Source organism: Actinospica durhamensis, assembly GCF_018139695.1.
Taxonomy (GTDB): domain Bacteria; phylum Actinomycetota; class Actinomycetes; order Streptomycetales; family Catenulisporaceae; genus Actinospica; species Actinospica durhamensis.
The window spans coordinates 1-19,270 of sequence record NZ_JAGSOG010000169.1 but is presented as its reverse complement, the minus strand read 5'-3'; the positions used below and the strand labels follow the sequence as shown (position 1 = coordinate 19,270).

Annotated in this window: 18 protein-coding genes; 10 read left to right on the top strand and 8 right to left on the bottom strand. The window is 71.5% G+C overall.

Annotated features, from left to right (window positions below; translation table 11 throughout):
• The first annotated feature begins 270 nt into the window (after positions 1–270).
• The 4 genes from KDL01_RS26800 to KDL01_RS26785 all read left to right on the top strand — a co-directional run bounded on the left by KDL01_RS26800 (position 271) and on the right by KDL01_RS26785 (position 2,703).
• A complete protein-coding gene (locus KDL01_RS26800; protein WP_212531387.1) occupies positions 271–999 on the top strand; it encodes a TetR/AcrR family transcriptional regulator in 729 nt (242 codons plus the stop codon).
• Between the two features lie 97 nt (positions 1,000–1,096).
• On the top strand, positions 1,097–1,828 hold the full coding sequence (locus tag KDL01_RS26795) for an MgtC/SapB family protein (protein WP_246577036.1): 732 nt from the start codon (positions 1,097–1,099) through the stop codon (positions 1,826–1,828).
• A gap of 67 nt (positions 1,829–1,895) precedes the next feature.
• Positions 1,896–2,045, top strand: coding sequence for a hypothetical protein (locus KDL01_RS26790; RefSeq protein ID WP_212531386.1), 150 nt, complete (start codon positions 1,896–1,898; stop codon positions 2,043–2,045).
• A 142-nt stretch (positions 2,046–2,187) separates the two neighbouring features.
• Positions 2,188–2,703 carry a nitroreductase family protein gene (locus tag KDL01_RS26785; protein WP_212531385.1) on the top strand — a complete coding sequence of 172 codons (516 nt, stop codon included), beginning with the start codon at positions 2,188–2,190 and terminating at the stop codon, positions 2,701–2,703.
• A 329-nt stretch (positions 2,704–3,032) separates the two neighbouring features.
• On the opposite strand, the gene KDL01_RS26780 is transcribed toward KDL01_RS26785, so the two are convergent.
• Both KDL01_RS26780 and KDL01_RS26775 read right to left on the bottom strand, forming a co-directional pair.
• Complete coding sequence (locus KDL01_RS26780) at positions 3,033–3,425, bottom strand: nuclear transport factor 2 family protein (protein ID WP_212531384.1); 393 nt, start codon at positions 3,423–3,425, stop codon at positions 3,033–3,035.
• Between the two features lie 135 nt (positions 3,426–3,560).
• A complete protein-coding gene (locus KDL01_RS26775; RefSeq protein WP_212531383.1) occupies positions 3,561–4,286 on the bottom strand; it encodes a hypothetical protein in 726 nt (241 codons plus the stop codon).
• A gap of 236 nt (positions 4,287–4,522) precedes the next feature.
• On the opposite strand from KDL01_RS26775, the gene KDL01_RS26770 reads away from it, so the two are divergent.
• Complete coding sequence (locus tag KDL01_RS26770) at positions 4,523–5,350, top strand: class I SAM-dependent methyltransferase (RefSeq protein ID WP_212531382.1); 828 nt, start codon at positions 4,523–4,525, stop codon at positions 5,348–5,350.
• A gap of 485 nt (positions 5,351–5,835) precedes the next feature.
• Here the strand turns inward: KDL01_RS26770 and KDL01_RS26765 are convergent, their stop codons facing one another.
• Positions 5,836–6,717, bottom strand: a complete 882-nt coding sequence (locus KDL01_RS26765) for an SDR family oxidoreductase (protein ID WP_212531381.1) — start codon at positions 6,715–6,717, stop codon at positions 5,836–5,838.
• Between the two features lie 89 nt (positions 6,718–6,806).
• On the opposite strand from KDL01_RS26765, the gene KDL01_RS26760 reads away from it, so the two are divergent.
• From KDL01_RS26760 to KDL01_RS26750, 3 genes are all read left to right on the top strand, one after another.
• On the top strand, positions 6,807–7,427 hold the full coding sequence (locus tag KDL01_RS26760; RefSeq protein WP_212531380.1) for a TetR/AcrR family transcriptional regulator: 621 nt from the start codon (positions 6,807–6,809) through the stop codon (positions 7,425–7,427).
• 401 nt (positions 7,428–7,828) lie between these two features.
• On the top strand, positions 7,829–9,454 hold the full coding sequence (locus KDL01_RS26755) for a glycosyltransferase (RefSeq protein ID WP_212531379.1): 1,626 nt from the start codon (positions 7,829–7,831) through the stop codon (positions 9,452–9,454).
• A gap of 79 nt (positions 9,455–9,533) precedes the next feature.
• Entirely contained in the window at positions 9,534–11,051 is a 1,518-nt protein-coding gene (locus KDL01_RS26750; protein ID WP_212531378.1) for a cellulose binding domain-containing protein, read from the top strand.
• A 31-nt stretch (positions 11,052–11,082) separates the two neighbouring features.
• Here KDL01_RS26750 and KDL01_RS26745 read toward each other — a convergent pair whose 3' ends face one another.
• Positions 11,083–11,874, bottom strand: a complete 792-nt coding sequence (locus KDL01_RS26745; protein WP_212531377.1) for a VOC family protein — start codon at positions 11,872–11,874, stop codon at positions 11,083–11,085.
• A gap of 212 nt (positions 11,875–12,086) precedes the next feature.
• Between KDL01_RS26745 and KDL01_RS26740 the strand changes: the two genes are divergently transcribed.
• The gene (locus KDL01_RS26740; RefSeq protein WP_212531376.1) at positions 12,087–12,728 is read left to right on the top strand and encodes a hypothetical protein; all 642 of its coding nucleotides are present in this window, start codon (positions 12,087–12,089) and stop codon (positions 12,726–12,728) included.
• A gap of 26 nt (positions 12,729–12,754) precedes the next feature.
• Here the strand turns inward: KDL01_RS26740 and KDL01_RS26735 are convergent, their stop codons facing one another.
• Positions 12,755–14,359, bottom strand: a complete 1,605-nt coding sequence (locus KDL01_RS26735) for a PKD domain-containing protein (RefSeq protein ID WP_212531375.1) — start codon at positions 14,357–14,359, stop codon at positions 12,755–12,757.
• A 330-nt stretch (positions 14,360–14,689) separates the two neighbouring features.
• On the opposite strand from KDL01_RS26735, the gene tpx reads away from it, so the two are divergent.
• The gene (tpx, locus tag KDL01_RS26730) at positions 14,690–15,190 is read left to right on the top strand and encodes a thiol peroxidase (protein ID WP_212531374.1); all 501 of its coding nucleotides are present in this window, start codon (positions 14,690–14,692) and stop codon (positions 15,188–15,190) included.
• Between the two features lie 281 nt (positions 15,191–15,471).
• Here tpx and KDL01_RS26725 read toward each other — a convergent pair whose 3' ends face one another.
• From KDL01_RS26725 to KDL01_RS26715, 3 genes are read right to left on the bottom strand one after another with little or no spacing between them, the layout of a single operon-like run.
• Entirely contained in the window at positions 15,472–16,371 is a 900-nt protein-coding gene (locus tag KDL01_RS26725) for a transglutaminase family protein (RefSeq protein ID WP_212531373.1), read from the bottom strand.
• 3 nt (positions 16,372–16,374) lie between these two features.
• Positions 16,375–17,403: an alpha-E domain-containing protein gene (locus KDL01_RS26720; RefSeq protein WP_212531372.1), complete on the bottom strand. Its 1,029-nt coding sequence runs from the start codon at positions 17,401–17,403 to the stop codon at positions 16,375–16,377.
• Positions 17,404–17,416: 13 nt separating this feature from the next.
• Entirely contained in the window at positions 17,417–19,018 is a 1,602-nt protein-coding gene (locus KDL01_RS26715; RefSeq protein WP_212531371.1) for a circularly permuted type 2 ATP-grasp protein, read from the bottom strand.
• Positions 19,019–19,270 lie beyond the last annotated feature (252 nt).

The following is a 19,270-nucleotide window of genomic DNA, read 5'->3' as shown; positions in this document are numbered from 1 at the left end:
GACATGCGGCGCACCGCCTTTCAGCGGATGGGCGGGAATGCGGGCGGACGGGGCGCAGGGCCCGCGCGGCCCGCGGCGAGACCCGCACACTATCCCGGATCTAGTACGAAGTTCTAGATCTGTGTTCTAGAATCTTGTTCCAAACATGGGTCGGACGCGGGTCGGGCGTGAGTCGGTCCCGGTCGGGCGTGAGTCGGCGGCCGGGCGGCACCCGGCGGCGGCCGCGGGGCAGCCGCGCGATCGGGACGGGGCGGTGGGAGGATGCACGCTGTGGAGGCGAAGTTGAAGGCGAACGCGGGGACCGGTGCCGAAGTGGCGGACGAGCCGGAATCCCCGGCCGATCCCGGTTCCGGCGGCTCCGGTTCCGACGCCGGCCCCGACCCCCGCCCGTCCGCACCGAAGCCCGGTGCGCCGCGTCGCGAGGCCCGCCGCCGGGTGCTCGCGGCCGCCCTCGACGCCATCGCCGAGCGCGGCCCGGACGCCGTGCGGGTGCGCGACATCGCCGAACGGGCCGGAATGAGCGCCGGCCACGTGCTGTACTACTTCGGCAAGCGCGAGCGCATCCTGATCGAGACGCTGGTGCTGAGCGAGGAGGACCTCGCCGAGGACCGCTCCGCGCGGCTGGCGCGCTGCCGCGACCCGTGGAGCGCCGTCGTGCGCTTCATCGACCTCTACCTCCCGCACGAACCCGGCGACGCCCGCTGGAGCCTGTGGACCCAGATGTACGCCCGGCCGCCGCAGGACCCTGACGCCCGTGCCCGCCTCGCGGCCGTGGACGCCGGATGGGAGGCCGACCTCGCCGCACAGGTGCGCCGGGGCAGGGACGCCGGACGCTTCCCCGGCGCCGACCCGGACGACTTCGCCTTCCGCACCTGCAAGACCCTCGACGGCCTCGCCCTCGAGATCATGCTCGGCCACCCTCAGCGCGACAGCCGCTGGGCCCGGCGCACCGCGGAGCGCATCGTACGGCGGGAACTGCTTCCCGCGCAGGAGTCCTGACACAAGTCCTGACCCGGGAGCCCTGGCCCCGGCCGGGTGACGAAGTGTCCTGCGGAGCCTGCCCGACGCCGCGCGGATGATGCGTTAGCGTTGCTGGATGGTGTTGGCATCGCTTTCGGAGCCGACGGGTCAGGGCTGGGCGCAGATCGGCGAACTCGCCCTGGCGTTGGCCCTGTCCGCGGCGATCGGCCTGGAACGGGAACTGCGGCAGAAGAGCGCCGGACTGCGCACCCACACCCTCGTCGGGTTCGCCGCCGCACTCATCATGCTGGTGTCCAAGTACGGATTCACCGACGTGCTCGGTCCACGGGTGATCCTGGACCCCTCGCGGGTGGCCGCGCAGATCGTCTCCGGGATCGGATTCATCGGCGGCGGACTGATCTTCGTACGGCGAGACGCGGTCCGCGGCCTGACCACGGCCGCGGTGGTGTGGCTCACCGCCGCCGTCGGCATGGCCGCGGGCGCCGGCCTGCCGGTGCTCGCGCTCGCGGTCACCGCCGGCCACTTCCTGGTCATGCTGTGCTTCGCCCCGCTGGCCGCGCGCCTGCCCGGATCCACCCGGGTCCCGGTCGGGTTGAAGGTCGACTACACCGACGGGCGCGGCGTCCTGCGCACGGTGCTGGAACGCTGTACCGGCCTGGGCTACGCGGTACTCGAACTGGCCACCGACCAGCGCCACGATCCGCGCGAGGAAGAGCCCGGCTATCGCGGTGTGGTCTCGGTACGCCTGCTGGTCCAGGGCCAGCAACCGGTCGCGCAACTCGCCGCCGCGCTGTCCGAACTCGACGGTGTGCACGCGGTGAGTTCCATGCGCGAGACGGTCGAATGACGGTGTGTCCGGGCCCTGCCGCGATTCGTTTCCCGCATTGGACACCGCTGAGTGAATCGGTCATCGTATGAACGTGATCGGCGACGGCGTTGCGTTGCGCGAGTCCAGGGTGACCCTGGCCGCGGCCGCCGTCTGCCCGAGCCGCGCCCGGGTCAGCCGCCGCAGGCTGACGCAGCGGCGCGCGATCGACTTCGGCATGCTCACCACGACCGGGTGAAGCAGCCGCTGATGTACCGGGTCCCCGACCGGGACCGGTGATCCGTTCTCTGCGTCATCCCGCGTCGACCCACCGCCGGGTGGACCTTCCGCGGGTTGGTCGAGTGATGAACACCGAAGAGAACCCTGAGTAAGGAGAACCCATGGAAGCCTGGGACGCCCTGCGCGCCCGCCGCAACGTCCGCGCCTATCTGCCGGACCCGGTGTCCGCGCAGGATCTGGACCGGATCGCCGAGGCCGGGTGGCGCGCGCCGTCCGCCGCCAACCGGCAGCACTGGGACTTCGTCATCGTCACCGACCGCGAGCAGCTCGAGGCGCTGTCCACGGTCTGGCGCGGGGCCGGGCACATCGCCGGCGCACCGGCCGCGATCGCCCTGGTCGTGCCCGAGGTCGAGGACGAGCACACCCGCGTGGTCGACCAGTACGACCTGGGCCAGGCCACCTTCGCGATGACCGTGGCCGCCGCCGACCTCGGCCTCGGCACCGGGCACAGCGGGGTCGGCGAGCAGCAGAGCGCGCGAGAGATCCTCGGGGTGCCCGAGGGCCACGTCGTCTCGTACCTGCTCGGCGTCGGGTATCCGGCGGACCGCCCGCTCAAGCCCATCGTGAAGCCGAACCGCCGGCCCTTCGACGAAGTCGTACACCACGGCCGCTGGTAACGGGTGTGCTTCGGCCCGGTTAAACCGCTGTTTCCGCACGTGAGACGGGTTTTCACGGCGGCGCCCGGCGGGTTAGGGTACGGAATGGACCCACCGTACACAAGGCTCCTGATTTCCGGAGGGGATCGCGGAGCCCTGTGCTGAGCTCGTTTTTTCGCGTTCCTCACCCACGGGAACGGCATCTGTGATGCATCGGCTCGGTCGAGTTCCGGCAGGACGGCCCGTACCCCCGCGCACCCGCGGAACGGTCCGAACGTGGGCGGGTGCGGGCCACGAGCCCGTACCCGCTCCCACATCTGCGTACCGTGGCGGGCCGGCGGCGCCGCTCCCTATCCGCCGAGGGCCTCGCGCGTGATGCGCTCGAACTCGGCTCCCATGGCCTCGGCGAGCGCCTGGGCACCGGAGAGCGGCCGGACCATGACCATGAGATCGTCGATCAGGCCCTCGTCGTTGAAGTGCAGGAAGTCGCAGCCGTTGATCTGCTTCCCGTTGACCGTGGCGGTGAACACGAGCGCGCGGTCCCGGCTCTCCGCCCCGCCGATCTCGCGGACGTAGCTGAAGTCCTCAAAGACGCGCAGCACGCCGCGCAGGATCGCCGCGGTGATCGCCTTGCCGGGGTAGGGCTTGAAGGCGACCGGGCTGGTGAACACGACGTCCTCGGCCAGCAACGCCTCGATGGCGGCCGTGTCGCGTGCTTCGACGGCTTCGCGGAACGGATTCATCGGTTCCTGATCCCCTTGTGTCCTGGTCGGGCCGGTCGGGCTCGACGCGCGCTGGTCGGGCTCGCCGGGCCGGCCACCGGGAGTACCGGCGCCCGGCGTACTGCTCCCGAGGGTAGCCGACCGGGTCCGCACCGCTCAGTCCGGGACGTAGACCGTCATCCACTGCGCCGAACGCGGGCGGTAGCGGTAGCGGTCGGCGAGACCCTGGCTGACCGCGGGCATGTGCGCCGCCCCGTACACGACGCCGACGGTGATCGGCTCCCGGCAGCGCTCCTCGTGCAGGCGGGTGAGCGCGGCCAGCAGCCCGCGGTCGCGCGCGTCCATCACGCGGTGGGCCATCGGCGTGTCGGCGTTGCGCTCCTCGCGCGCCGTGAAGGCGAAGTCGTGGATCTCCAGATCCTTCGTGCACAGCACGCGTGGGCCGGCGATCGCGAGAGCGGTGCTGATCAGGTGCGCGTTGGTGATGAGCGCGAGATTGAGACCCGCCAGCCTCGCCATCCGGCTCAGGCCGGGCACCCCGGTCAGGTCGAGCGCGGGCTGCGCGAACGGCACGTCCGGCCGCACCACCGGTATGTCCTCCGGCAGCACGGCCTCGTCGGTCTGCGCGACGATCCCGCGTTGGCGTCCGCGCGGGAAGTAGCGGTTGGCGAAGTCCATCGCGTCGGACTGCAGCGTCGGCCCGGACACGCCCTCGGCCACGATCACGGCGCACCCGCGCAGCCGCCGCCGTACCTCCGCGTAGAACGCCGGTGACGCGAAGTGCAGCATCGGATACAACATGAACGTCATCGGCGTATCGTCCCGGCGCATCGTGATCGCCGCCGAACGCACGCCGAGATCGGTGACCTCGGTGATCTGCACGAGCCCCGCCCCCTTTGACTCCCCACACCTACACCTACACCCACACCCCGCAACTGCGGCCCACACCCACACCCCGCACCCACGGCCCGCACCCGCGGCCCCGCGAATCGAAGGGCTGATACCCGGCCGGAGCCGCTCGTATCCGCCATCGCCGCGCGGGTGCAGGCCACCCGCTTGATCCACGGCTCCACGGCATATGGCAGAGTCTTGGTGTGGAGTCGGCGAGTGGAGGATCGATGGCCGAGCAGAGGCAGCGCAGCGGAGTCTTCGGAGAAGCGGTCGAGGCGTACGAGTCCGCCCGCCCGGACTACCCGGACGAGCTGGTGAGCGACGTGCTCGCGTACGCGGCGCAGGGGCGTGAGGACGCGAGCGTCGGCCGGATCGTCGAGGTGGGCGCCGGCACCGGCAAGGCCAGCGTCGCCTTCGCCGCCCGCGGACTGAAGCTCACCAGCATCGAGGCCGATCCGCGCATGGCCGAGGCGCTCACCCGCAACTGCGGCGCGTTCCCCGACGCGACCGTCGTGGTCAGCCGCTTCGAGGACTGGCCCGGTGTCGCGGGCGGCGCCGACCTGCTCTTCTCTGCCCAGGCCTGGCACTGGGTGGATCCGGCGACGCGATGGGACCGGGCGGCCGCGATCCTGCGGCCCGGCGGCGCGGTCGCCGTCTGGTGGAACAACTTCTCGCTGGACGACGCCGTCTTCCGCGGCGAACTGCAGGACGTGCACGCGCGCCACGGCGTGCCCGAACTCGCCGAGATCACCCTGGGCCGCGACGACGACCCGCGGCACGTGGCCGGGCACGACTGGCCGTACGCCGATCTGACGGCGCACCCCGGCTTCCACGACGTCGAACACCGGGCCTACGAGCGCGCCATCGCCTTCACCGCCCGGCGCTACACCGACCTGCTCCAGTCCCTCTCGTCGTACCGGATCCTCGAGGACGACGCCCGAAGCCGGCTCCTCGAGGACCTCACGGCCACCGTCGAGGCACACGGCGACGAAGTGGTCCTGACCGTCACCACGAACGTCTACCTGGCCCGGACCCTGGACACACCGGCGAGCTGAGCGCGGGACGGCGGCTGACGCGGGTAAGGATTCAGCTCGGCGAGATCGAGTGGAACGCCTGGAGGTAGTAGTTCGGCCCGCAGGCGTTGATGGCCGCCTCCACCGCTGCGCGATCTCCACCTCGCGGGCGAACCGTTCGTGGAAGCGCGGATCCGCCGTCAGCTCCGCCTTGACCACCTTCACCGCGACCGGCCGGCCCGCCGGAGTGAAGGCGAGGAAGACCCGCCCCATGCCGCCGGCCCCGAGCCGCGCCCTGAGCGCGTATGGACCCACCCGCGCCGGATCGCCCGGCTGCACAGGCTCGAATCGAAACCTGACGTCGCCCATGGGGACCGCCCGTCCCTCCCCTCCACCGGAGAACAGCCGTCGAGTACCAACGGCAGGGCTCGAGTATCAGGGCAGGGCACGGGGACCGGTCCCGCGTCCGCCGCCACGGGATACCGGCGGCCGCTCTCGGCGACGGCATCCCATGGCGGCGGCAGGTATCAGGGCTCTATGTTCTCCAGATCCGCCAGCAGGCTCGGGTGCTTCGGCTCCCAGCCGAGCGCCTGCCGGGTGTGGGCACTGGAGGAGGGCTGGTCGGCGGCGAAGATCGGGCCGAGCGTGCCGTAGGTCTCCGTGGGCACCGACTCGACCGGCAGGCCGAGGCGCCGCCCGATCACCGCGGCCAGGTCGCGCACCTGGTCGCCCTCGTCGGCCACGGCGTGCCAGGAGGTGCCGGCCGGGGCCGACTCAAGGGCGAGGCGGAAGAGCACCGCCGCGTCGAGCGCGTGCACGGCCGGCCAGCGCTGGGTGCCCTCGCCCGGGTACCCGGACACCCCGGTCCGGCGCGCCCCGGCGGCCAGCACCCCGGCGAAGCCGCCCGCGCCGTCGCGGTGCACCGTGCGCGGCATACGTACGGCCGAGGTGCGCACTGCGCGCGAGGCCAGGCCGAGGGCCGCGGTGAACGCCCGGCCGCGGCCGCCGACCGGTCCCTCGGTCTGCAGCGGGTCGTCCTCGGTGGAGGCGCGGCCCGGGGTCAGCGGCGTGCCCGCGACGGTGACCAGCGGGCGGTCGCTGCCGATCAGCTCCGCGCCGAGGGTCTCCAGGGCCGCTGTCTCCTCGGCGATGGCGTGCGCGAGGGATTCGGGGGTGGCGAAGGCGGGGTCGAAGGCCAGGTGGATCACCCCGTCCGCCCCGGCCGCGCCGGCTCGCAGGACGTCGAGGTCGGCAAGTGCCCCGCGCAGCGGCTCGGCCCCGGCCTGCCGCACGGCGGCCGCGGATGCGTCGGAGCGGGCCAGGACGAGGGCGGTGTGGCCGTTGCCGAGCAGTTCGGCCACGACGGCGGATCCGATCAGGCCGGTGCCGCCGGTGACGAAGACGCGCATGAGAAGCTCCCCACAAGTGATGGGACCGTTGTCTCATCACACGCTACCAGAGTGATGGGACAAGGGTCCCATCCCCTATGATGGAGGCCATGAGCCGGTGGGAACCAGGTGCGCGCGAGCGCCTCGTCGTGGCCGCCGTCGACCTGTTCACCGAGCAGGGGTACGACGCCACGACCGTCGCGCAGATCGCCGAGCGCGCCGGGGTCACCAAGAGCACGTTCTTCCGCCACTTTCCGGACAAGCGCGAGCTGCTGGTGGCCGGACAGGAGACGCTCAGCCGCCTGCTGGCCGAGGGAATCGCCGAAGCCCCCGCGCAGGCCAGTCCCCTTGAGGCGGTCGCCGACGGCCTGCTGCGCGCCTCGAGCGCCATGACCCAGGCCAACCGCGAACTCGGTCCCCGCCTGAAGGCCGCCGTCGCCGCCAGCGCCGAGCTCCAGGAGCGCGACGCCCTCAAGAGCGTCGGCCTCGCCGCCGCGATGACCGCCGCCCTCGTCACCCGCGGCGTCCCCGACCCGACCGCAGCCCTCGCCGGCGAACTCGGCGTCCTCGCCTTCAAACGCGGCTTCGCCGCATGGGCCGAGAGCGGCGGCGGAGCCGGGGACCAGGCGGCGCCGACCTCGCAAGCGCAGCATGAGCCCAAGCGCGAACTCGCCGACTACCTCCAGACGGCCCTGGACGAACTGCGCGCGGCGAGCGCCTCGCTGGGCTGACGCCCCGTCATCGAAACCGTCGAAGGACTCGAGGCCGTCGAGGGCTTCGAATCTTTCGAGGCTTCGATTCTTTCGAAGGGGCCTGCCGCACCCGGGCCGCGCTGCCCCCGCTGATCATGTGGCGCATCTCACTCGATCTTGCTCGTTTGGTGATCCGAATCGGGCGAGAACGGCGTGAACCGCCGCAGATGACCCGCCCGATTTAGTCGCTTCATCACGTATGAGGCCGACCGAAAGTCGCTTCAGGTAAGCGCTGTCTCAGATGTCGATATCTGCGACGCGGCGAACGTTCTTCTTGATTTTTTACTGCCGTATGCATCGGGATATCTTCTAGCGGGCGCGTACGCTGTCGCATCTACAGCGCCTGTCGCGGCCTATCGAACGATGAAGGGAATGCCCGCGTGCACGCGCTCGTACATGAGGGCACCCATCTGCACTGGTACGGCGCCACCGTCGGAACCTTGCTGGGGCTCAAGTTACTGCTTTCCATCCGCCGCCGGCGAAAGCCCGAGTTGGCCTTCCGGCATCTGGCCGACGGCCACTACATCCACGGCGTGGTGACCGTCTACAACGAGGCCCCGGCCATGCTGCGGCGCTGCCTGGACTCGATCCTGGCGCAGACCCTGCTGGTGAACTCGCTGACGGTGATCGACGACTGCTCCAGCGACCAGTCCTGCGCCGCCCTGGTGCAGAGCATGCGGCCGGAGTTCGAGCGCGCGGGGGTCCGGCTGGACTTCATCCGCTTCCCGGACAACCGCGGCAAGCGCCACGGCCTCGCGGCCGGGTTCGCCGAGGCCGCCAACGCGGACATGTACCTGTGCGTGGACTCCGACACCGTGCTGGACAAGCACGCGGTCGCCGAGCTGGCCGAGCCTTTCAGCAAGCGCCGGGTGCAGTGCGTCACCGGCCTCGTGCTGGCGCACAACCGGTCGAAGAACCTGCTGACCCGGCTGATCGACATGCGCTACGTCAACGCCTTCCTGGGCGAGCGGGTGGCCTACTCGCGGCTCGGCTCGGTGCTGTGTGCCTGCGGTTCCCTGGCCATGTACCGCGGCTGGGTGGTGCGCAAGTACGTCGACGACTTCCTCGGCCAGCGCTTCCTCGGCCGCCCGGCCACCTTCGGCGACGACAGGCGTCTGACCTACTACTGTCTGACCGAGGGACTCTCGCTGATCCAGCCGTCCTCGGTCGGCTATACCGACGTGCCGGAGCGGCTCGGCCACTACATCCGCCAGCAGATCCGCTGGGGCAAGTCCTTCATCCGCGAGGGCTTCCTGCTGTTCAGCAAGTTCCGGATCGAACGGCTGTACTGGTGGCTGAACCTGATCGAGCTCGCCACCTGGGTCATCTTCACCTTCGGCCTGCTCAGCGCGCTCGTGGTGATAGGCATGCACCCGACCAGCTGGCAGCTGCTGGCCGCCTACCTCGCCTACATGTGCGTGATGGCCTGGGTCCGCTCCATCCACTATCTGCGCGGTGCGGCCTCGGTCGGGTTCTTCGACCGCATCTTCACCTACCTGTGTGCACCGCTGTACGCGATCATGAACCTGTGCCTGCTGTTGCCGCTGCGCATCTGGTCACTGGCCACGCTGCGCCGCAACAACTGGGGCACCCGCTCCACGGTCGAGGTCGGCGAAGCGGACTCGGTCGAGGGCGCGGCGCCGGAGCCGGTCACGGCCGCGGCGCCGGCCGCCGGACCTGCCGCGCTCGAGCACGTCGACGAGTTCAGCGCCTACGAATCCGGCGTGCTGACCTCGGTCGAGGACCGCGGCGTGCCGCAGCTCTCGGGCGCGGTGCGGGCACCGCGGGCGGGCCGGTTCTACGAGCCGGCTGTGTACGAGGCCGCTCCCGCGCCGTTCTACACCGACCCACGCCCGGGCCGGGAAGGCGAGGGGCCGGCGCCGGACACGTTCGCCGCGTTCGGCACCTCGAGTCCGTTCCCGCAGCAACGGCACCCGCAGGAGCCGTCCACCCCGTCGCACGGGCAGGCCTCGCCGCCCGACCAGTCCACCGATCGCCGCCGGTAGCCGGGTCCGGTACCGCAGCGTCTCAGTTCTCTCCTTGGCGCACGCCACGCGCGTCGCCGGGCAATCCGTAGGAGCCATCGTGGGTTCTAGCAAGGGTCGTCGCCGATCCCAGTCCGACAGCAGGTTGGCGACGGCGTTGCGCGCGGTGGTCTTCTTCGCCCTCGTGGCCGGGGTGGTGTTCGGGACCAAGCCGCTGTGGGGCGACAAGCACGCGAGTGGCGGCACCTCCGCGGCGGCCCAGGGCGGCGCGGCGAGTGGCGCCTCGGCCGCCCCGCTGCTCTCGGTGCGTTACAAGACCGGCGTCGAGGCCTCGTCCGGGGACGCGCAACCCTGGCTGCAGGTGGTCAACGTCTCCGGCCAGAGCATCGCGCTCGACACCGTGACGCTGCGGTACTACTTCACCCAAGACGGTACTCAGGCGTACGCGGCGAACTGCATCTACGCGCAGGTCGGCTGCTCGAACGTGGCAGAGCACATCGTCTCGGTGCCGACGAAGACGGCCGGCGCCGACCACTACCTGCAGGTCTCCTTCACCAGCGGCGCCGGCACCCTCAAGGCCGCTGCCAACTCCGGCGCCATCGAGCTGCAGCTCTACGTACCGGGCGGGGTCGGGCTTAAGCAGACCAACGACGCCTCGTTCGTCGCCGCGGACGCCAGCTCGTACAAGCCGAACACGCACATCGCCGCGTTCGTCGGAAACACCCTCGCCTTCGGCCAGGAGCCCACCGGCGATGGGGAGCAGTCGCCGGGTGCGAGTACCGCCTCGGCGGTCCCGGCCGGCGTCCTGTTCGACGACTTCCACTACTCCGGCGCCTCCGACCCGGCGCTCGGCAAGCACGGCTGGGTCGTGCGCACCTCCTCCGGCGGCCCCGGCGTGGTGAGCACCTGGCGCTCCTCGGCCGTGACCTTCCCCGAGGAGACCGGGGCCGACGGCGGCGAGGTGCTCGACCTGAGCGCGAGCACCGACGGCACCAAGTCCGGCACCACGCAGGCCGAGGTCGACAGCCTGAACGTCCCGTTCTTCACCGGCACGTACGCCGCGCGGATCCACTTCGAGGACGACCCGACCTCGGGCACCAACGGCGACCCGATCAACGAGGACTTCTACATGATCTCGCCGCGCAACAACGACTACAGCGAGATGGACACCGAGTACGAGCCGAACGGCGGCTGGGGCGCGCCCGGGCCGCGGTTGGACACCACCACCTGGTACAGCGTGTACGCCTGCGACACCGTCACCAGCGCGGGCAGCGTGCCGGGCTGCGACCGTGACACGCAGAAGAACATGCTCAGCCTGAGCGGCTGGCACACCCTGATGATCACGGCGGCGAACGGTGTCGTGACGTATTCGATGGACGGCAAGGTGCTGTACACGACCTCGGGCAAGTACTACCCGCGCGAGTCGATGTCGGCGGACTTCAACACCTGGTTCGTCGACCTGACCGAGCCGATCAGCGGCAAGCGCCGGTGGGACATGGACGTGAACTGGTTCTACTACAACGCCGGCCAGACCATGAGCCTGTCCCAGGTACAGCAGACCGTCTCCGGCCTGTACGCCGGCGGCACCAACTTCGTGGACACGATCAGCCAGAAGTAGCGCCGTCAGCCCGCTGATACGGCGCCGCACCCTACATCGGGGCCGGCTTGAGCAGGTTGAAGTGGGCGCCGAACTGGTCGGTGAGGGCGGCGAGGCGTCCGGGGGGCGCGTCGACGGCGGGCATCAGGACCTCGCCGCCGGCTTCGAGGGCGCGGGCGATGGTGGCGTCGGTGTCCGCGACCATGAAGTAGGGGACCCACAGCTCGGTCTGGATGGGCATGTCCGGGCTGATCTGCATCATGCCGCCGAAGGCGTCGGTGCCGACGCCGGGGTTGGTGGTCCACATGTCGTAGGCGCCCTCGGGCATGCTGTACGCCTCGGTCTGCCAGCCGAACACCTCGCCGTAGAAGCGCTTGGCGGCGGCCGTGTCGCGGGTGTAGAGCTCGATCCACAGCAGGCTGTCGTCCTCGCAGGCCCGGCCGAAGCCGGTGAACTCGCCCGGCTGCCAGAGGGCGAACTTGGCCCCGGTGGCGTCGGTGAGCTGGGCGAGCGAGCCCTCCGAGCCGACCTTCATGGCGGGCGCCCGGACGGCGCCGCCGAGCGAGGCGGCGGTCTGGGCGGCCGCGTCGATGTCCGGGACGCGGACGTAGACCGTCCACTCCGACTGCTCCTTCGCGCTCTGCAGGCCGCCGAGGCCGGCGACGACCTTGCCGTCCTTGCTCAGCAGGAGGTACTCGCCCATGTCCTCGTTCTGCTCGTCCCCGGCCGCCGCCTCGGAGGTCCAGCCGAAGACCTTCCGGTAGAACGCGGCCGACGCGGCCGGATCGGGCGAGCCCAGGTCGAGCCAGCCGGGCAGGTTCGGGGTGTTACTCGTCGTGATCATGATCTGTCGCAACCCTCCGCATCCATGGGAGCCGACGGCCACCGGCCGTGACGTGCGAGGCGCCGGCGCGGTGGCCGGCGTCTTCTCGCCTGCTTGCCACCGACAGTCTTCCATACTTCACTGACAGTGACGATTCGGCGCGGCCCGCGACCTTCGGCCGACCGGAGGGCGCGCGGCCGGTTGAACCGGCCCGACCGGGCAACGAGAGGTGTATGAAGCTCAAGCCCGAAGTCCCTGCCCGCGTCCTCAGCGCCCGGCTCAGGAACGGGCTCTCGTCCGTGGTGCCGCGCACGCACGCCAGGACTCTCCCGCAGCTGCGTGCCGCGTACCCGGGGCTGGCGCCGGACGAGCTCGCCGGACGGCTGGTCGCCGACGCGACGCGCACCAGCACGGCGGTCGGCGCGGCCCTCGCGTGCGCCGCGTTCGCGCCGATCCCGGCTTCGGCCACGCTGATCACGGCGGGGGAGTCGGCGACGACCTCGGCCCTGCGGGTGCGGCTGACCGCCGAGCTGCACGCCGCGTACGGGCTGCTCGACCCGAGCCCGGTGAACGAGGGCAAGACCGGCCACCTGGCACAGTGGGCCGCGCGCGACTCCCGGGGCATGGCCATGTCGCTGGCCGCGCTGCCCGCCGTCGCCCTGACGCTGACCAGGGCGCTGCCGAAGAAGCTCCGGCAGCGCGCCCGGCTGCGCACGCTCTTCACCGCCTCGGCCGTCTCCGCGGGCCTGCACAGCGGGCGGGCGACGCGGCAGTACGGCGAGGCCCTGCGGCGGGACCTGAGCGCGGACCCGACGGCCTGGTCGAGGTGGCCCGACGAGCCCGCCGCCACGCCACCCCGGCCGGAGTCCGACTAGATCACGCCACCCCGGCCGGAGTCCGACTAGATCCTGTCCGGGATGTCGTTCTGGCCGAAGTAGCCGAACACGTCCACGATCAGCTCGGGCGGGTTGCCGTGCGAGTCGTTGATGTAGAACGCCATCTGGCCGTCGGTGGCCGGCTGGGCGACGTCGAGGTTTGCGACGGTGACGCCGGCCCCGGCCCAGTTGAGGTCGGAGGTGGTGGGGTCCAGTTCGGTGCAGCCGAAGTTGGCCGGAGCCGGGCCCGTGCCGGTCGTCTCGGTCGCCGGGACCTCGGCGAGCCAGCCGGACGACTGGGTCTCGGTCACCGTCATGTTGGCGATGACGGCCGTGACGTTCTCGGGCACGCCCGGCAGCTGCGCCTGGTCGAGCAGCACGCACTGGCCGTAGTCGCCCCCGTTGGCGCGGGTGTCGATCACCCGGGTCGGGGCGAACGGGACGTAGCTGTTCGCGCCGGACGCGCTGTAGTAGCCCTCGACGTCGGCGATCACCTGGGCGGAGCCGGTGCCGCCGCCGTTCACGATGTCGATCTTGCCGTCGGCGCCGACTGGGACGACCACGTTGGCCGCGCGCACGTCCCCGGCCCGGAAGTTCACGTTCGAGGTGTCCGTCCCGCCCTTGCCGTCCGGATAGGCGGCCAGGAAGCCGTTGCCGGTGGCGTCGGCCACGGTGAGGTTCAGCACGACCGCCTTCACGCCGGTCGCCGGCAGCCGCCCCTTGTCGGCGCCGGCCACCGTCAGTGAGAGGGTCTTGCCGGCCGGCAGCGCGCCGCGGGCCACGCCGGTGCCGTACCGGGTGTCGAGCACGCGGGCCGGGGTCAGCGGCGTGTAGCCGGACGCCGCCGTCTGGCTGAAGTAGCCCATGACGTCGGCCACCAGCTCCACGCTGCCGCCGGAGGTGTTGGCCAGGTCCACCGAGCCGTCGACCACCGGCACGATCACGCTGTTCGCGATCGTCTGGCCGGCGTTGTAGTTCAGGTTCGACACGCCCGGCCTGGCCTTGCCGTCCGGGTAGACCGAGACCAGGCCGTTGCGGGTCGGGCTGACCGCGGTGACGTTGAGCACCACGGCCGTGACGTTGCCCGGGATCGAGCCGTTGCCCGCGATCTTCAGCCGGACGACTCCGCCCGCGGCCACCGGCGCGGCCTTGGCCACGCCCGTGCCCTTGCGCGTGTCCAGCAGCCGGGTCGGGCCGTACGGCGTGTAGGCCGAGCCCGCCGTGGTGAAGGTGGCGGAGGCGCCCGCGCTCTCCCCGTCTGCGTCCTTCACCGTGATCTTGACCAGGTAGACGCCGGGATGGGCGTAGACGTGCGAGGCGTCGAGCAGTGCCGTGGTGTCCGTCATGGACGGCTGGCACTGGGCCGGCAGCGGCGGCTGCGCCGTCTCGTCGCAGGTGAGCGTGGTCCCGTCGCCGAAGTCATAGCTGTACTCCGACACCGTCGAGTCCTGCGACACCACGGGCGCGACGGCCCGCAGCCCGAGCAGGCCCAGGCCCCCGGGGTCGGTTCCGGTGCTGAGCGTCACCTCCAGCGCGGCCGCGTGGGCGGTGAACGGGGTGAGTGAGACGACGGATATGGCGAATGCGGCCCCTGCCGCAAAACGGCGCTTGCGCACCATTACCCCCAACACGTATGCAGTAGCGCATACCAGGCAAGGAGTATGCCTGGGAGACTGCGGACTGCACAGTAGCGTTCGCGGTGGCGCGGCAGAAGGCCGGGGCCGGAACCATTGCAGTACTGAAACAGTAGCCTGATCCTGAGTTCGGGAACGGGTCTGCGCGGCGGCCCGGTGACGGCGTCCGGCGTCATCCGCGCGGGTGACGCCGCCGCGCGGGGGAGCGTGCCCCGGCGTCGGCGGACCCGGCGGCCCGGATAGGATTTCGGTGACCGTTTCGCACACGCTGTCGATCGGACCGCAACTTAAGTGGCCCCGGCAGCGAGCCGCTGGGAGGCATCGCCTATGTCCACCGTCACGCTTCGGGGCAACGAGATCGAAGTCGGCGGGTCGTTCCCGCAGCCGGGCGCCTCCGCCCCCGGATTCACCCTGGTCGGCAAGGACCTGTCCGACGTCACGCTGGAGTCGTTCGCGGGCAAGCGCAAGGTCCTCAACATCTTCCCGAGCGTGGACACCGGCACCTGCGCCGCCTCGGTCCGCAAGTTCAACGAGCTGGCCTCGAAGCTGGAGAACACCGTCGTGCTGTGCATCTCGGCGGACCTGCCGTTCGCCCAGGCGCGGTTCTGCGGCGCCGAGGGCCTGGAGAACGTCTCGACGCTCTCCACCCTGCGCCACACCGACTTCCTCTCCGCCTACGGCGTGGCCATCGCCTCCGGCCCGATGACCGGCCTGGCCGCCCGCGCCGTCGTCGTGCTCGACGAGAACGACGTGGTGACCCACGCGCAGCTGGTCGCCGAGATCGCGGACGAGCCCGACTACGACGCCGCCGTCGGCGCCCTGGGCTAGGCCGTGTCTTCAAACCATCGTCGGGGCCGCGACGCCTGCCACGCACGCTCGCGGCGTTGCCGGACCGTTTACAGACGACCGAGTATGCGCACGGCCCGGCGCCTTGCGAGCGCACGCGTCAGACGCCGCGGCCTGATCCGACGCTGGTTTGAAGACACGGCCTAGGCCCCGCCCGTGTTCTGACGCGGCGGCGGGCGCCGTGCCCGCCCGCCGCGTCAGGGCATTCATTCCGGCAGAGCCGCAAGGCCTCGGGAAGGCCCCCGGAAGACCCCGGGAAGACCTCAGGCCAGCCGGGTCAGCTTCACCGAGACGGCCAGCGAACTGCGCGGGGCGCCGAGATAGACGCCCTTGTGCGGGACCACGTCGCCGTACTCGCGGCCGTAGCCCACCACGATGTGCCGCAGGCCCGGGGTGACGTCGTTGGTCGCGTCGAGGCCGTACCATCCGCCGGCCCAGTACTCGGCCCAGGCGTGGCTCTGGCCCTCGCAGGTGACGCCGGGTTCCGTGGTCTCGACCGGGAACAGGTAGCCCGAGACGTAGCGCGCGGGCAGCCCGGCCGTGCGCAGCATGCCGATCGCGATGTGCGAGAAGTCCTGGCACACCCCCGACCTGCTCTCCCAGGCCTCCTGCCCGTGCGTGTGCACGCCGGTGGCGCCCGGCACGTAGGCCATCTCCCCGTGAATCCAGGTGCTGATGTACGCGGCGGCCTCGTGCGGGTCCAGACCCCCGACCCGCCGGAGCACCTCGTCCCGCAGCGGGTGGTCGAGGCGGGTGCGGTCGGTGGGGGTGGTGAACTCGGCCAGGGCGCCGGACTCGGTCATCCGGACGATCCGCGCCCAGTCCACCTGCTCGGCCAGGTCGGCGCGCCGCGGCGACGGGCTGGTCTCCACCACCGAGACGGCCCGGATGGTCAGGGACTCGTGCATCCGCTGCAGGTCGAAGGCCGTCACGCGGGTGCCCCAGTAATCCGTGTACTGCCACAGCGGCACGCTCGGGCTCAGTTCCACCCGGGTCGCCAGGGTGGTCTGCGCGGCCGACTCCAGCGGCGTCATGCGCACCTCGTTGTAGGAGGCGCGGGCGTGGCCGTCGTAGCGCAGCGAGGTCTCGTGGCTGATCTGCAGCCGCCAGCGGGCCGCCGACTCGAGCTGCTCGGACACGGACATGGCCATGGACAGGGTCATGAATCAGTCCTTTCTGTGCTGCCAGATCAACGGCGCGCTGTACTGGAAGTACTCGTCGGCCACGTGCCGGCTGGCCACCACGCAGCCCTCCTGCAGTTCCTTGAGATACTCGGTCAGCCGCACGCCCAGGGTGAGCTCGTCGGCGTACTCGAGCATCGTGCGCAGCCGGCCCACGTCCCGGCGCGACTGGGAAAGGCCGCGCCCGTTCACGCCGCCGGCCCCGCCGGGGGTCGCGTCCAGGCCGGCGACGCCGATGTGCGCGGTGTGCGCGAAGGCGGGGGCGTGGGCCTGCGCGGTCTCCTGGTCCAGCCGGGCCAGGCACTGCTCGGCCAGCCCGAGGGCGTGCACGACCGAACGCGGGAACGTCGGGTCGAGCAGCAGGAAGCGCGCCGCGGACTGCGGATCGCGGCCCCAGCCCAGGCTGCGCCGGTGCGGCTCGTCCGCGCCGGCCGCGCGCATCAGCGTCGACCACTCCGGCGCGTCGCGGGAGGCGAGCACCTTCGCCGAGAGCAGACGCGCCGTCATGTCCACCCGCTCCAGGCTGCGGCCGACGGTGAGGAAGAGCCAGCCCTCGTCCCGGCTCATGGTCGAGTCCGCGAGCCCGCAGAACAGCGCCGCGCGTTCTCGTACGAAGCGCAGGTAGCCGTACGGGCCGAGCCGGCCGGCCGCGCGGCGCTGGGCGTCGAGCGCGTGCCAGGTGGAGTTGAGGCACTCCCAGGCCTCGGTGGAGATCACCTCGCTCACCCCCCTGGCGTTGTCCCGCGCCGCGCACCAGGCCCCGGCCACCGCGCTGGGATTGCGCACGTCGAAGCCGAGCAGGTCCATGGCCGCGGCCGCATCGTACCGGGCGGCCTCCGGATCCGGCTGCTCCACGCCGAGGATGGCGAACAGGGTGTGGCACGCGGCGTGCTCGTCGGTGGTCGGATCGTCGAGGAGGCGGTGCATGAAGGCGTCGAGGACGCGCGCGGTGTCGTCGGCGCGTTCGACGTACCGGCCGAGCCAGAACAGCGACTCGGCGATCCGGCTGAGCATGGACCCTCCCTGGCTATTGCTGCTGCTGTTGTTGCTGCCGGTGTTCGTCGCCCGCCGGACCGGCCAGCCGGCCGGCCACGGCGTCGCTCAGCTGCCCGTCGGCCGGCGCGTAGGCCGCCTCGGCCTCGGCCGGGCCGCCGAGCAGGGTGTCGGAGCCCGCCGCCGGAGTGCCGGCGCGGCCGCGCTCGGGCGCCAGGACCCAGGTGTCCTTGGATCCGCCGCCCTGGCTGGAGTTCACGATCAGCGCGCCCTCGCGCAGCGCGACCCGGGTCAGGCCCCCGGGCAGCACCCAGACCCGCTCCCCGTCGTTGACGGCGAAGGGCCGCAGGTCGATGTGCCGCGGGGCGAAGCGGTCCGCGGTGAAGGTGGGAGAGGTGGACAGCGCGACCGGGCGCTGGGCGATCCAGCCGCGCGGGTCCGCGGCGACCTGGGCGCGCAGCGTGTGCAGCACGCGCTCGTCGGCCTTCGGCCCGATCACGATCCCCTTGCCGCCCGCGCCGTCGACCGGCTTGAGCACGAGCTCGTCGAGGTGTCCGAGCACCCACTCGAGGCGTTCGGGGTCCTCCAGCCGGTGGCTCTCCACGTTCTCCAGCACCGGCTCCTCGCCCAGGTAGTAGCGGATCAGCTCCGGAATATAGGTGTAGATGAGCTTGTCGTCGGCGGCGCCGCAGCCGACCGCGTTCGCGATGGTCACCTGCCCGGCGCGGGCCGCGTTGAGCAGCCCGGGGCAGCCGATCACCGAGTCGGTGCGGAAGTGCAGCGGGTCGATGAATTCGTCGTCGATGCGCCGGTAGACCACGTGCACGGGCTCCTCCCCGGACGTGGTGCGCATCAGTACCCTGTTCTCCACGCAGAACAGGTCCCTGCCCTCGACCAGCTGCACGCCCATCAGCCGGGCCAGCAGCGCGTGCTCGAAGTAGGCGGAGTTGGCCACGCCGGGGGTGAGCACGACCACCACCGGGTCGGCCACCCCGGCGGGCGCGGCGGCGCGCAGGGCGCCGAGCAGCCGGGCCGGGTAGTCGTCCACCGGGCGCACCCGCTGTTCGGCGAAAAGGCCCGGGAAGGTACGGGTCATGATGCGGCGGTTCTCCAGTACGTAGCTGACGCCGGAGGGCACCCGCACGTTGTCCTCGAGCACTCGGAACCGGCCGTCCACGTCGCGCACCAGGTCGATGCCGGCCACGTGCACCCGCACCCCGTTGGCCGGCTCGATGCCGTGCGCGGCCCGCTGGAATCCGCTGCCGGTGAGCACCACCGAACGCGGCACGATCCCGTCCGCGAACACCTGGGCCGGGCCGTAGACGTCGGCGAGGAACGCCTCGAGGGCGAGCACCCGCTGCCGCACGCCCCGGTCGATCAGGTCCCACTCCTGCGCCGAGATCACCCGGGGCACGAGGTCGAGCGGGAACGGGCGCTCCTGGCCGTCGAAGGCGAAGGTGACGCCGCGGTCGGTGAACGCCCGGGCCACCTGCTCGGCGCGTAGCCGCAGCTCGTCCGGGTCGAAGTGCTCGAGCGTGCCGTGCACCGCCCGGTAGGCCGAGCGCGGGTCGCCCGGCCCGGCGAACATCTCGTCCCATGCCTCGCCGAACACGTAGCCGTCGAACACATCCGCCATGAGCGCACGGTAGAGCGGGGATGTTTCCGACCTATGACATCGGCGGCGCTGCGTGTGACGGTGCTGATTCGATCGCGTGCCCGGCGTGTCTCCGGCATTTCCGGGCGGGCCGCGGCCGACCCGCCCTAGAAGTCCGATGAAGATCTTCGTGGTCTGATGTGGCGGGTCGGCGTAGCCGGCCCGCCACTGGCCTGTTCATGCTGGTGTCGGCAGGTTCCAGCGTCCGTTGGTGCGGGTGAGGCCGAGGTTGAT